Annotated in this window: 8 protein-coding genes; 6 read left to right on the top strand and 2 right to left on the bottom strand. The window is 68.3% G+C overall.

Translation table 11 applies throughout. The features are described from left to right. Window positions 1–19 precede the first annotated feature (19 nt). From BLQ70_RS01825 to BLQ70_RS26220, 6 genes are all read left to right on the top strand, one after another. Window positions 20–775 (top strand): hypothetical protein, encoded by a 756-nt coding sequence (locus tag BLQ70_RS01825; RefSeq protein ID WP_170843279.1) that lies wholly within the window; start codon window positions 20–22, stop codon window positions 773–775. A 105-nt stretch (window positions 776–880) separates the two neighbouring features. After that, window positions 881–2893, top strand: coding sequence for an autotransporter assembly complex protein TamA (locus tag BLQ70_RS01820; protein ID WP_091855577.1), 2013 nt, complete (start codon window positions 881–883; stop codon window positions 2891–2893). Beyond that, window positions 2893–7212, top strand: coding sequence for a translocation/assembly module TamB domain-containing protein (locus BLQ70_RS01815; RefSeq protein ID WP_091855576.1), 4320 nt, complete (start codon window positions 2893–2895; stop codon window positions 7210–7212). Before BLQ70_RS01820 ends, BLQ70_RS01815 begins: the two co-directional genes overlap by 1 nt. A gap of 408 nt (window positions 7213–7620) precedes the next feature. Continuing rightward, window positions 7621–8916, top strand: a complete 1296-nt coding sequence (locus tag BLQ70_RS01810) for a porin (protein ID WP_061964132.1) — start codon at window positions 7621–7623, stop codon at window positions 8914–8916. Window positions 8917–9184: 268 nt separating this feature from the next. Then, complete coding sequence (locus BLQ70_RS01805) at window positions 9185–11545, top strand: OmpA family protein (RefSeq protein ID WP_091855575.1); 2361 nt, start codon at window positions 9185–9187, stop codon at window positions 11543–11545. Window positions 11546–11554: 9 nt separating this feature from the next. Continuing rightward, complete coding sequence (locus tag BLQ70_RS26220; protein ID WP_210184232.1) at window positions 11555–12298, top strand: NADH-quinone oxidoreductase subunit E; 744 nt, start codon at window positions 11555–11557, stop codon at window positions 12296–12298. 6 nt (window positions 12299–12304) lie between these two features. Here BLQ70_RS26220 and BLQ70_RS01795 read toward each other — a convergent pair whose 3' ends face one another. Further along, window positions 12305–13198 (bottom strand): alpha/beta fold hydrolase, encoded by an 894-nt coding sequence (locus tag BLQ70_RS01795; RefSeq protein WP_091855574.1) that lies wholly within the window; start codon window positions 13196–13198, stop codon window positions 12305–12307. Window positions 13199–13282: 84 nt separating this feature from the next. Beyond that, window positions 13283–13708 (bottom strand): MarR family winged helix-turn-helix transcriptional regulator, encoded by a 426-nt coding sequence (locus BLQ70_RS01790; protein WP_091855573.1) that lies wholly within the window; start codon window positions 13706–13708, stop codon window positions 13283–13285. Between the last annotated feature and the right edge of the window lie 12 nt (window positions 13709–13720).

The following is a 13720-nucleotide window of genomic DNA, read 5'->3' as shown; positions in this document are numbered from 1 at the left end:
CGGATGCAGAGGAATTCCCATGCCGACTACCATCGAGACCGTGCGCGATGCGCTGGTGAAGGCCCGCCGCGACCGCTCGCTGGCCGAGATCGCGAGCCTGCCGGTGCCGGCGACCCTGTCCGAGGGGCTCAAGGCGCAGGCGGCCGTGGGCGAGGCGCTTGGCCTGGCCGAGGCCGGCTGGAAGGTCGGCATCGCCGAAGACGGCACGGCGGTCGCCGGCCTGATGCCCGGACCCTGGCTCGCGCCCGGCGAGGTCTATGAGGGTGCGATAGGTGCCGAGCTGCGCATCGAGATCGAGATCGCGCTCAGGCTTGCCCGCGACGTGCCGTTCCGCCCGGGCCAGCCCTGGTCGCGCGCCGAATTGCTCGCCTGCTGCGACAAGGCCTATCTCGGTATCGAGATCGTCGAGAGCCGCCTCGCCAACTGGTCTGGCAATGTCGCGTTCCCGCTCTGGCTCGCCGACGCGATGGGCCATGGCGGCTACCTCATTGGCCCCGAGCTCGACATCGCCACGTTGGACGATCTCACTGGCCTCGGCTGCTTCATCTCGCTCAACGGCGTGACGATCTACGACCAGCCGGCCGTTCACGGTAACGGCGACCCGATGACGCCTTTCCTCGCCTGGGCCAACCGCCAGAGCGACGATCTCGGCAGCCTGAAGGCGGGCCAGATCGTGACCACGGGCAGCCTCTGCGGCGGCGTGCTCTCTCCCGGAAAGGGCGAGGTCGTGACACGACTTTCGCCGCTCGGCACCGTGACCTTAACCCTTCGTTAGCGGGAACGGTCGAGTCCTTGAGCATTGCGCATGTGGGCTCGCTGCCTATGATGGCGGCGGGCATGGGCATGATTTTGAGTGTGGCGGGGGTTGCTTGGAGGGTGGATGCGGTTCTGGCGTAGGGCAAGGCATGCGGTCGCGCTGAGCGGCGGCTGTGCGTTTGCCACACTGCTGAGCCTGCAGGCTGAACCTGCCCGGGCTTTCGACCTTTCGTCGCTCGACGTGTTCGGCCTCTTCACCAAGAAGGACGAGCCGCCGGCGCCGAGCCCGTCTGCCTTGCCCTACAAGCTCGAATTCGATCTCGGCGAGGCCGATGATGCCAAGGCCCTGACGCGCTCGCTGCAGGACGCCTCGCTGCTCTATCGCCTGCGCCAGGACGCCCCGCCCGACGGCGAGAGCCTGTCGCGCCGGATGGCGACCGATCTCAACCCGATGCTCGATGCGCTCTGGTCGCAGGGCTATTTCAACGCCGATGTGACGTTGATCGTCGACGGCGTCCCGCTCAAGGTCGGGGCCGAGCCCAACGCCACGCTGGTGCGGGTGCTGGAGGCGCATCGCAACCGCGACGCCGTGCCGATCACGGTCGTCGCCCGGCCCGGCAAGATCTTCGGCCTGCGCAGGATCGACATCGTCGAGCGCGACGAGTCCGGCTCCCCCGCGATCGCCGATGCGGTCAAGGTCTCTCGTCTGAAGGCCGGCGATCCCGCGACCGCTGCGGCGCTGCGGGCGGCGCAGGCGGCGCTGGTCGATCATATGCGGGCGCAATCGCGTCCGCTTGCCAAGGTCGTCGAGCTGCGCCCGGTCGTCGATCATGCCGCCGGCATCATGGACGTGACCTACGTCCTCGCGCCCGGGCCGCTCGCCGGCTTCGGCGACATCACGGTCGGCCAAACCGACGAGATCCCGCCGGAGGTCGTGCGCTCCTTCATCTATCTCGAACCGGGCGATCCCTACTCGCCGAAGGCGCTGGCCGATACCCGTCGCTCGATCGCGACGATCCCCGCCGTCGGCTCGGTCCGGCTCCGCGAGGGCGACAAGCTCGACGGTGCCGGCAATCTGCCGATCTTCGTCGAGGTGACCGAGCGGCCCAAGCGCCTGCTCGGCTTCTCGGCCCGCTATTCGACGATCGACGGCCCGGCGGTGAAGACCTATTGGGAGCACCGCAACCTGTTCGGCGGCGCCGAGCGCCTGCGGCTGGAGGCCAGCGTCTTCTTCGCGCCGCGCATCGACGGCACCAAGATCCAGCGCTTCGGCGACTTCAAGGAATCCGATCTCGGCGGCCGCTTCGCCTTCAGCTTCATGAAGCCGGCGCTCGGCGGCAGCCGCAATGACTGGCTGCTCGACGGCGTCGCGACGCGCGAGCGCGTCGGCCTCAACCGCTATGGCGGCTATACGGCGCGCTACGGCAACGTCACCTCGGCAATCCGCCACCGCTTCAGCGATACCTTCTCGGTCCAGGCCGGCATCGAGGTCGAGCGTGGCCAGACCAGCGACGTGCTGGGGCAGGTCGACTACACGCTGGTCGGTATCCCGCTCTCGGTGAAATACGATTCCACCGACAACCTGCTCGATCCGACGCGCGGTTTCCGCGCCACGGCCTCCTTCACGCCCTATCCGACCTTCCTCGGCTCAACGGTCGGCATCTATCAGACCAAGGCGGCGGTCTCCGGCTATTACGCGCTCGACGAGGACAAGCGCTACGTTCTCGCCGGTCGCGTCGGCTTCGGCTCGATTTCCGGCGCCAGCCTCGACGAGATCCCGGCGACGCGGCGCTTCTATGCCGGCGGCGGCGGCTCCGTGCGCGGCTATGCCTATCGCAGCCTGTCGCCGCTCGGCCCCTTCAGGCAGATCACCGGCGGCCGCAGCCTGCTGGAAGCCTCGGTCGAGGCCCGGATCAAGGTCACCGACACCATCGGCATCGTGCCCTTCTTCGATGCCGGCACCGCCTTCGAATCGAGCCTGCCGGACGGCAAGCAGAAGCTGCAGATGGCCGCCGGCCTGGGCTTCCGCTACTATACCGGCATCGGGCCGATCCGGGTCGACATCGCCGCGCCGCTCAATCCGCGCAAGGGCGACAAGCCGGTCGCGCTCTATGTCAGCATCGGGCAGGCCTTCTGATGCGCCGGCTCCTGACCATTCCGCGTCTCGCTCTCCTGGCCCTGCTGCTGACGGCGGGCTTCCTCTTCTCGGCGCATTTCGGTGGCTTCGCCCAGAACGCCCAGACCGATCGTGGCGTCATCGCCGACCTGATCTCCAAGGCCCTGTCGAGCAGTACGAGCCAGGTCTCGATCGGCGAGGTCAACGGCGCGCTTTCCTCGGATGTCGAGATCCGCGACATCGTGCTCTCCGATCGTGATGGCGCCTGGCTCAGGCTCGACCGCGTCCGCCTGATCTGGACGCGCAGCGCCCTGCTGCTGCGCCGGCTCGATGTCGACCGGCTGGAGATCGGCAAGCTCGAAATCCTGCGCAAGCCGGCGCCGCAGCCGGCCGGCGCGGCTCCGCCGAGCAATGAGCCGATCCTGCCCGAATTGCCGCTCAAGGTGATCATCCGGGCGCTCCAGCTCAACGAGCTCGCACTGGGCGAGCCGGTACTCGGCGTCGCCGCTCGCTTGAGCGCCAGTGGCGCGGCGCGGCTGGGGCCGCCCAATGAGGGGCTCGACCTCAAGCTCGAGGCGAAGCGGCTCGATATGGGCGGACTCTTTGACGTCACCATGTCCTTCGTGCCCGAAAGCACGCGCCTGCAGCTCGCGGCCAAGCTCGACGAGCCGGCGGGCGGCCTGATCTCGAAGGTCGCCGGCTTGCCGGGCGAGCCGCCGGTGAAGCTCGACCTCAAGGGCGATGGCCCGCTCGATTCTTTCCGCTCCAGTCTCGTCTTCACGGCAGGCCCGACCATCGGCGCCGACGGCTCCGCGACGCTCACCCGCGCCGGAACCGAACGTCAGCTCGCGCTGGCCCTCGATGCCCGCATCGAAGGGCTGATGCCGGCGCCGGTGGCGCCGGTCTTCGCCGGCTCGACCCGGCTCGATGGCTCGGTCGGCTTCCGCGACGATAGCGGCATCGACATCCGCAATCTCGCGCTGGTCTCGGCGCTGGCGCGCCTCGACGTGCTCGGCCGCTACAATTCCGACAAGACGCTTGATCTGCGCGTCACCGCGGCTTCGCGTCCCAACGAGGGCGGCCGCACGGTCGCGTCCGGCACCGAGATCGGCAAGCTCGCCTTCGACGCGACGATCCGCGGCCCGGTGGCCGGACCGACCGTCGTCGCGAAGCTCGACGCAAACGACGCCAAGCTACCGGCGGGGCAATTCGGCAAGCTCGCTCTTTCCTTCAACGCGACGCCAACCGGCACCATCGGCGAGCCCGGCACCCGCATCGCCCTGACCTCCGATGGCGAAGCCAGCGGCATCGTACTGGCCGACAAGGCGCTGATGCGCGCGGTCGGCGACAAGGTCACCTTCACCTTGCGCGGCACCGGACAGGATGATGGTACGGCCGATTTCGAGATGCTGAAGCTCGCGCTCTCCGGCGTCGAGCTGGATTACAAGGGCAAGCTCGGCCAGGCCCGCATGCTCGGACAGCTCAAGGCGGTTCTCCCCGATCTCGCCCGCTTGAGCGGGCTGGCCGGCCGCCCGCTCGGGGGCAGGGCGGATATCACCGCCGATCTCGACGCGACCCCGCGCACGAACAACTACACCGCGACGCTCGCGGGCAAGGCCGAACGCCTCGCCACGGGCGAAGCCGCGCTCGACCGCCTGCTCGCCGGTAGCCTGACGCTGGCCGGCCGCGTCAATGCGCTCGCCGGCGACTATACGGTGACCGGCCTGCGCGTCGCCGGCCAGCACGCGGCCTTCACCGCCGACGGCTCGATCGGACAGCAGCAATCCGACCTGAAGCTTGCGCTGAACCTGCCTGATCTCAAGCGCGCCGATCGGCGCCTGTCCGGTCGTGGTGACGTTACCGCCCAGATCACCGGTCCGCAGAACAGGCTCGATGCCACCGCCCGCATCGCCGTCGCCAACGCCACCGCGCTCGCCCGGCCGATCCCGCGCCTGACCATCGATGCCGTCGCGAAGGATCTGCAAGGTGCGCTCGACGCCAGCGTCACGCTGGCCGGCGAGGTCGATTCCAAGCCCGCGACCGGCTCGCTGCATCTCGCCCGCCAACCTGACGATGGCTGGAACCTCTCGACGCTCGATTTCGCCCTCGGCTCGGTCCGCCTGAATGGCGGCCTCACCCTCGATCCGGCGAGCCGTGCCGCCGGCCGTCTGACGCTCGCGGCGCGCAATCTCGACGATCTCTCGGCCCTGGCGCTGACCAAGCTCGGCGGCCAGCTCGATGCCGATATCGTGCTGGCGGCGCCGGAAGGCCGACAGGATATCGACCTGACGGCGCGCGGTTCGCGTCTCGTCGGCCCCTCGCTGACCATCGACAAGCTCGATGCCCGCGCCAATGCGAAGGATATCTACGGCCGCCCGATGCTTGACGCAGCGATCGCCATCGACCGCGCCGTTGCGGCTGGCGAGGCGATCAGCGGCATCCGCTTCGATTCGAAGGGCGCGCCCGACGCCAGCGCCTTTACGCTCAGCGCCAATGCTCGCGGTTTCGCGTTGAAGGGGGCGGGTCGGCTTGTTCCGGGCGAGCCACTGAAGCTGGAGCTCGCCTCTTTCGACGCGCGCCGCGATGGCCGCGCGATCACGCTCGCCAATCCCGCTGCATTCAGCTTCCCGGCCTCCGGCGTCGAGATCGCCAATCTCGCCCTGCGGATCGACAAGGGGCGGGTGACGCTCGACGGTCGCGCCGGTGAGACGCTCGACCTGCGCTTCGCCGCCCGTGACGTGCCGCTGTCCGCCGCGAGCATCGCAGTGCCCAGCCTGAAGCTCGGCGGCACGCTGAACGCCGAGGCGCAGGTCAAGGGCAGTCCGGGCGACCTCTCGGGCCCGTGGAAGCTCAGGATCGCGCAGCTCGTTACGCCCGAAACCCGTCAGGCCGGCCTGCCGCCGGTCGAGATCCAGGGCGAGGGCGCGCTCAAGGGCGATGCCGCCGGCATCTCCGCGACCGTCAACGCCGGCAAGGGCGCCAGCCTGACATTGCGCGGCACTGCGCCGCTCAACGCCACCGGCCCGCTCGACCTCACCGCACAAGGCCGGGTCGATGCCGCTCTCGCCAACACCATGCTGGCCGCAGGCGGCCAGCGCGTCACGGGCGCGGTCGCCCTCGACATGCGTGCCGGCGGAACTGCGTCGGCCCCGCGCCTCAGCGGCAACGCGACCTTGACCGGCGGCAGCTTCACCGACGCTCTGCAAGGCATCCGCTTCAACGCCATCGAGGCGCGGATCGCCGCCAACGGCGACAACCTGACGATCGAGCGCGCCTCCGCCCGGACGCCGAATGGCGGCACGATCTCCGCCAGCGGTCAGGTCAAGGTCGATCCGGTCGCCGGCTTCCCCGGCAATATCCGGATTCGCGGCGATCGCGCCCAGCTCGTCTCGAGCGGACTGGTCACCGCCGTGGCGGGGCTGAACCTCGAAATCACCGGCCCGCTGGCGCAGCGTCCCCGCCTCGGCGGCCGGATCGATATCGCCTCGCTCGAAGTCTCCGTGCCCGATCGCCTGCCGGCGACGCTTCGGCCGGTCGACGGCATCAAGCATGTCAATGCCAAGGGCGCGGCGGCTGCCCGCCTCGCCGCCGCGCGCAAGGCGCAGAAGGCCAAGGGGCGCGGTGGCCGTGCAGCGCCGGCCTTCGATGCGGCGCTCGCCCTGACGGTCTCCGCTCCCAGCAAGGTCTTCATCCGCGGTCGCGGCATCGATGCCGAGCTCGGCGGCGAGATTCGTGTCGGTGGCACCTCCTCCGCGCCCGCATTGGATGGCGGCTTCGAACTGCGCCGCGGGCGGCTCAGCGTCCTGACCCAGCGGCTCGATTTCAGCCGCGGCCGGCTGACCTTCGCCGGCGGGCTGATTCCCGACCTCGACTTCATCGCCCAGACCAGCGCCGGCGACGTCACCGCTCGCATCATCATCAGCGGCCCGGCCGACCAGCCGGTCTTCGCCTTCACCTCGCAGCCCGAACTGCCGCCTGACGAGGTGCTGTCGCGGCTGCTCTTCGCCCGTGCCTCGGGTTCGCTCTCGGCGTTCCAGGCCCTGCAGCTCGCCCAGGCGGCGGCGCAGTTCGCCGGCGGCGGCGGTGACGATACCTTCGAGCGGCTGCGCAAATCGCTCGGCGTCGACAATCTCGACATCCAGATGGGCGAGGGCGGGCCGACCGTGGGAGCCTCGCGCTATATCAGCGACAATGTCTCCGTTGGCGTGAAGGTCGGCTCCAAGCCGGAGGATAGCGGCGTCTCGGTCGGCATCGACGTGACCAAGCGCCTGAAGCTCCAGGCCGAGACCGGGGCCGATGGCAGCGCTGCTGTCGGAATCGGGGCCGAGTGGGAGTACTGAGCAGGCCGCGTTGCCCGAAGAGGGCGCGCGAAGGGATTCGGCCCGATTCTGCTTTTCAGGGACGCGATTCCCGGGCGAGGCAAGCCGAAAACCTCTTGTGCGGTGCCGTTTCGGTTAATGCTTGGTGAATTTTGCCGGTCAAAGCGTGGCTCCCCTGCAACACCGGTTTCCAAAGCACCCCATTCACAGGCTCGGGCGGCGGATCGAGGTTGATCGGCGGGGCGGCTTTCGTATGGTGGGAATGCGTCGGGACGTTCCCGGTCGCTGTTTTTCGCCTTCGCCTCCGAAATAGGTCGGTGACGCAGGCGAAAGACCGGGAACAGGCAGGTTCTGCGATCAGGCTAGAAAGCTTGGGGCGGGGGGCAGGCTGAAGCCCGAGGGTCTCGAAACTCTTTTGGAGGTTACCAAATGAAGCTCGTCAAGAGCCTCCTCCTCGGTTCCGCCGCCGGCATCGCCGCGGTCGCCGGGGCTCAGGCCGCCGACCTTCCCTCGCGGAAGGCCGCTCCGGTCGAATACGTTCGTGTCTGCTCCGCTTTCGGCGCCGGCTTCTTCTACATCCCGGGCACCGACACCTGCCTTCGCATCGGTGGTCGTGTTCGCGCCGAGTACACCTTCGGTGAGCGTTGGAACGCTGGTCAGGACTCGTACGGCACCCGCGCTCGCGGCCGTATCTACATCGACGCTCGTAACCAGACTGCCTATGGCACGCTGCGCACGTTCGTTCGTTACGACCTGACGACCAGCACCGGCTCGTACCGCTACGGCGGCTCGAACGCTGGCGCCAACCGCTTCTCGGGCGTCAACGGCGTCAACGACGACGCTGCCTTCCTCGATAGCGCCTTCGTTCAGCTCGGCCCGTTGACCGCTGGTAAGATCCAGTCGTTCTACTCGTTCTACGCGAACGACTACGGCTTCCAGGTCCTGCGCACCTCTGACCGCCAGGTCAACACGCTCGCCTACACCGCCACGTTCGGCGGCGGCTTCAGCGCCACGATCTCGCTCGAAGACCCGAAGACGACCAACCGTCGCGCCTCGGTTCTGGCCTATCAGGGCACGACCTATCCTGACGTCGTCGCTTCGCTGCGCGTCGATCAGGGCTGGGGCTCGGCTCAGCTGTCGGGCGCCATCGGTGACCGTGGCATCTACTCGTCGCCGTGGGCGGTTCCCGCCGGCAACGGTGCCAAGAAGGACGAGATGGGCTGGGCAATCCAGGCCGGCGTGAAGTTCAACCTGCCGATGCTGGCTGCTGGCGACGCCCTGTTCCTGCAGGCCGGTTACGCCGACGGCGCTCTCGAGTACCTCGGTTGGGGTGGCACGGCCGGTCACGGCCGCCTGGCTGCCTACACGGTCAACAACTTCGGCGCCAACGCTTTCGGCAACCTGAAGTCGAACACCGGCTACAACCTGGTCGCGGCTCTGCGCCACTTCTGGACCCCGTCGATCCGTTCGGACTTCTTGGCTTCGTACTCGGCTCTTCAGACGAACGACTTCGCGATCAAGTCGGTCGACCCGAAGGAGCTGATGCTCGGCGCCAACCTGGTCTGGATGCCGGTCGCCGGTCTCGACATCGGTGTCGAGGTCCTCTACTCGCGCACCGAGTACGGTGTTCGCGTTCCGGACGCCAAGGCCTTCGCCGTCAACGGTCGTACGATCAAGTCGGACGACGCCTGGACCGGCCGTCTGCGCATTCAGCGCGACTTCTGATCGGTCTCCGATCTCTAGTCAGGAAGCCCCGGGGAAACCCGGGGCTTCTTTTTTATGTGGGTTGTTCCGGCTTCACTGTTGACGGGAGCCCGTCCCCCGGCCTGATCTGGCATAGGCGTCCCAGCCACGATCCCGCCAGGGATCGTCTACGGGCGCCCGTTGAATCGATATCTGCGGATCGCTCGACAAGCCTTTGAGAAAACGAGGGCGATCCCGGTCATGGGGTACCGCGCCAGGCCCTCGGTTGGCGCGGCACAGGGGGCTGTGCATGTCTCAACCGGCGCGTTGGCTCTGGGGCCTGATCCCATTGGGCCTGTTGTGGGGAGCCGGCAATCTCGCGCTCGATACCGCGATCGAAGGTGATGTCGGGCTGCGTGCCGAGCAGGCCGTCGCTGCGGTCGCCGGCACGACGCCTGGTGCCCGCCCGGTCGTTGCCCAGGTCGATGGCCGCGACGTCACCATCGGCGGCGAGGTCTTGTCCTCGGACGGCGCGAACAAGGCGATGGCCCGGCTGCATGGCGAATTCGGCGTGCGCAGGACGCTTGGCGGGTTGTCTCAGGTCGTCGCCCAGAAGCCCTATTCCTGGTTCGCCAGCCGCCAGTCCGACAGTGTGACGCTCGGCGGCTTCGTGCCCGATCTCGACACAGCGGCCGCCAATATGGCGGTGGCATCGGCAGCCTTGCCCGGCCTGCGGATCGACGATCGCCAGACCGTCGCCTTCGGCGCGCCCGAGGGCTTTGCCGCAATGGCAGTGGCGATGCTCGCCGAGCTGCCGAAACTGGCCTCGGGCCGCGTCGCCCTCGACGACGGCCGCTTCTGTATCGAAGGCAAGGCGGCCAGCTCGGATTCGTTCCTGGCCCTCGAAGCGGCGGTGGCACAGGCGCAGCGGCCGGGCTTCCGCTCCGTCAAATGCGATATCGAGCCCCCGACCGTGGCCCCCTATCGCTGGAGCGCCGAGCATGAGGCCGGCGCAGCATTGGTCGTGCGCGGCTTCTACCCCGATCAGGACGCGCGCAAGCAGATGCTCGCGGCGGCGCGGCAGGCCTTCGGCGCCGGGGCTGCTCTTCGCGACGAGATGAAGCCGGCGCTCGGGGCGCCTTCGGCTTTCCTTGTAAAAGTGACGCGCGCCCTCGGCGATCTGGCGCGGCTTCGGCAAGGAAAAGCCGAGATCGACGGTGAGAATTACGCCCTGACCGGGAAGGGGCCGGAGACCTACGAGGCCTGCCAGGCCTTGCGCCTGCAGATCGCCCAGTTGGACGGGCCGGATTCGGTGGCTCGGGCTGCGATCGAATGTCCCCCAATGCCCTCACCGCCAGTGCCGGTCGTCGTGCCGATGCCGGAGGTGCCGGGGCTGATCCTGCATGACGTGCTGCCCGCTTCGCCCAAACCGCAGGGTTCTGCGTCCGCTCCGGCACCAGCTCCTGCAACGCCGCAAACCCCTGTCCCGCCGCCGGCAAGCACGCCGCCAGCGAGCACGCCGGTGGTGCCGCCCCGTGTGGCGGCGTCCGTGCCGCTGGAATGGAGCGCGGCTCGCAGTGACAGCGGCCTGCGCCTGAACGGGAAGTTGCCGGATGAGGCGGCGCGCACGAACCTGCTCGCCACGGTGCGGGGTCTCTTCGGCGACACGGCCGTCGACGATCGCATGACCGTCGAGCCGGCGTTGCGCTCCGATCTCGACCTGCCGGCCTCGACCGCCTTTGCGCTCGAGGCTCTGTCGAAGCTCCGGACCGGCTCCGTCAGCATCCGCGACAAGGTCTTTGCCATTGCCGGCGAGGCTGCGGATGCCGCGAGTCTTGCGGCGCTGCGCGACCTGTTCGCGCGCAATGCTCCCGCCGGCCTGGCATTGGCCGCCATGCCGGAGAGCGTCGTCGTGCGACCATACGGCTTGTCGCTATCGGCGGATCGGACCGGTTTGCGGCTCTCCGGATATCTGCCTGACCGAGCAGCGCAGGCTGCGTTGCGGGCATTGGTCGCGGATTCCCCGCTGAAGGACCGCTTCGAGGACGCGACGACCCTCATTCCGGGCGCTCCGGCCGGCTTCGCCGAGGCGGCCCGCGCCGTCCTCGCCGATCTGCTGCGGCTCGATCTCGGTTCGGCCTCCATCGTTGACGACCGCGTGACGCTGCGCGGATTGACCTGCCGTGACCTGATCAGAAGCGAGATCGAGACCAGCGCCGCAACCGGCCTGCCAGCGGGTTACAAGGCCGATGCGGTGGTGAGCCTGCGCCAGACCGGTTGCGTGGTCGATCCGCCGGCAAGCTGCCAGAACGATCTCGACGGGCTGACCAAAAGCAACACCGTTCTGTTCGGCCAGGGGACTTCGGTGGTGGAACTCGATGCCACGACCGAGCGCGTCATCGGCGAGGCCGCGACCATTCTCAAGAAGTGCCCGGGCTCCCCTGTCGTGATCGAGGGGCACGCCAATCGCGATGGCGAGCGGCGCGGCTTCGACAATATGGATCTGTCGTTGCGCCGGGCCTTGCGCGTGCGCGACGAGCTGGCGCGGCGCGGTATCGAGACAGGCCAGCTTGCCGTCAAAGGCTATGGCAGCACCCGGCCGCTTGTGCCGCATGAAGCGCCGGAAGCACGAGCGATGAACCGCCGCGTGCAGTTCACCGTGGCGAAGTAGGAGTCCGATATGCTCTATCTCGCCAGCCAGTTCCTCTGGTTCCTGGTCGCCGCCTTCGGCCTCGGCTTCGCCATGGGCTGGATCAGCCATGACGGCGGCAAGGCACGCTTCTGGAGCGGCGCCTGGACCGCGGTCGCCGCGTTCTGGGTCGCCGGTGCGGCGCTGACCTGGCTGCAGCTTCTGAACGGCATGCCGGCGACCTGGGTCGAGACCGCGCTGCTGTTCACGGCGGCCTACTGGCTGGGCTGCGTCTGCGCGAGCCTTCTTCGCAAGCCGGCCGCCCTGCGGGCTTCGCAGGCTGGTGCCGCGCCCGTCGCGGCCGCTTCTTCGCCGGCGGTATCGCCCGCGCGACCACAGGCCCAACTGCCGCCTGTCGAGAACGAGGCTGAACTGCCCGGCCAGCGACCGGCGGGATTCGTCGCGGCCCGCGACGGCAAGGCCGATGACCTGAAGCTGATCAAGGGCATCGGCCGGCAGAACGAGGGCCGTCTGCATGGCCTCGGCATCTGGCATTTCGAGCAGATCGCCGGCTGGACCTCCGAGAACGTCGAATGGGTTGGCGGCTATCTCGCCTTTCCCGGCCGGATCGAGCGCGAGGACTGGGTTGGCCAGGCGAAGCTCCTGGCGGCGGGAACAGAGACCGAGTTCGCCAGGCGGGCCAAGGCGGGCGAGGTCGAAAGCTCGCGCGATGACGGCACGGCGGGGCAGAGCAATGTCGCCGACATCGCCGAGGATGGGCGTTCGAAACCCTGAAACGGATCAGCCAGCGCGCCGCTCGGCCCGCGCGACCAGCTTGCCGATCCGCCGGATCATGTCCTTCGTGCCGAGCAGCGGGGCATGGCCCTGTCCAGGCGCGGTGTAGATCTCGCAGTCGGGATGGCGTTCCGCCATCTCCTCCAGCGTCTTCTCCGCCAGGAGATCGGAATTGGCGCCGCGTATCGCCAGCATCGGCACGGTCTTGAGCGCGTCGAAATAGGTCCAGAGCACCGGCAGGGGCGCTTCGAGATCAAGCTCTTCCAGCACCTTCATCAGCTTGACGTCGTAATCGGGCCTGAGCGCGCCGTCGCGATCCGTCCAGGTGCGGCGGGCCATCATCTCCCACTCCGCTTCGCCGAGGATCGGGAACTGCTGATCGGAGAGCCGTTTCAGGATCTCGGCGCCTTCCTGGAAGCTGCGCGGCACCGGCAGCTTGCCGACATAGCCACGGATGCGCAGCAGGCCGCGCGCGTCGATCACCGGGCCGACATCGTTGAAGACGACGCCGCGGATCATCGCGGGGCGCGCCGCCGCCAGCGCCATGGTCAACAGGCCGCCGCGCGAGGTGCCGACGAAGATAGCCTGCTCGATCCCGTTTGCGACGAGCACCTGGACGAGATCGTCGAGCTCGATGCGGATATCGTAGTTCTTCCAGTCCCTGTCGTATTCCGACAGGCCGCGGCCGCGGTAGTCGAGCGCGAGCACGCGACGCGGCTTGTCCTCGTCCTGCGACAAGGCGAGCGCCAATTCATGGAAGTCGGCAGCGGTGCGAGCGAAACCGGGCAGGCAGATGACCGGCAGCGCGGTCGCGGCGAGGGGCCCGTAATCGCGAAAATGCAGCTTGAGCCCGTCGCTGGCGCTGATGAAGCGGGAGGTGAAGCCGGTTTCGGACGTCATGGCGGACTCAAAGGCAGGCGCGGCGGGAGCGCACCTAACCATGGTCGCGCCGGGCATGAAAGCCGGCTCTCTGGATGCTCCGACTTAAGAAGCGCCCCAGCGGCGCAGCTTGGCCAAGCAATGGTTGAACTGGGCAAGTTCCTCCGGCGTCAGCACCGAGAGGAAATCACGCTCCATCTCCTCGCCGAGCCGGTCGGCTTCCTCACGGATCGCTTCGCCCTGCGCGGTCAAGTGCAGGGCGACGCGCCGCGCATCGGCGCTTTCCAGTTCGCGTTGGACCAGCCCTGCATCGACCAGCTTGCGCAGATGCTTGGAGACCAGCGTCTGCTCGATGAAGGTCGCTTCCGACAGGCTCCGGGATGAGAGCCCCGGCTGGTCGCCAATGGCCCGCATCACCCGCAATTCGCGGATATTGAGGCCGAGCCGCTCCTTGTAGACCTGCGAGGCCTTGGCCATCGCGGCCTGGCTCAACTGGTCGAGCCGGAAGGTCAGGAAGGAGTCGCGGACCATCTTGCTCCCTTG

Origin of the sequence: Allobosea robiniae (genome assembly GCF_900102525.1) — a bacterium.
Taxonomy (GTDB): domain Bacteria; phylum Pseudomonadota; class Alphaproteobacteria; order Rhizobiales; family Beijerinckiaceae; genus Allobosea; species Allobosea robiniae.
This window is presented reverse-complemented; position numbering and strand designations above follow the sequence as displayed.

What these genes read in the sequence shown, in the direction of transcription:
- BLQ70_RS01825 (WP_170843279.1), top strand. Translation starts at nt 20, where the DNA reads ATGCCGACTACCATCGAGACCGTGCGCGATGCGCTGGTGAAGGCCCGC.
- BLQ70_RS01820 (WP_091855577.1), top strand. Translation starts at nt 881, where the DNA reads ATGCGGTTCTGGCGTAGGGCAAGGCATGCGGTCGCGCTGAGCGGCGGC.
- BLQ70_RS01815 (WP_091855576.1), top strand. Translation starts at nt 2,893, where the DNA reads ATGCGCCGGCTCCTGACCATTCCGCGTCTCGCTCTCCTGGCCCTGCTG.
- BLQ70_RS01810 (WP_061964132.1), top strand. Translation starts at nt 7,621, where the DNA reads ATGAAGCTCGTCAAGAGCCTCCTCCTCGGTTCCGCCGCCGGCATCGCC.
- BLQ70_RS01805 (WP_091855575.1), top strand. Translation starts at nt 9,185, where the DNA reads ATGTCTCAACCGGCGCGTTGGCTCTGGGGCCTGATCCCATTGGGCCTG.
- BLQ70_RS26220 (WP_210184232.1), top strand. Translation starts at nt 11,555, where the DNA reads ATGCTCTATCTCGCCAGCCAGTTCCTCTGGTTCCTGGTCGCCGCCTTC.
- BLQ70_RS01795 (WP_091855574.1), bottom strand. Translation starts at nt 13,198, where the DNA reads ATGACGTCCGAAACCGGCTTCACCTCCCGCTTCATCAGCGCCAGCGAC.
- BLQ70_RS01790 (WP_091855573.1), bottom strand. Translation starts at nt 13,708, where the DNA reads ATGGTCCGCGACTCCTTCCTGACCTTCCGGCTCGACCAGTTGAGCCAG.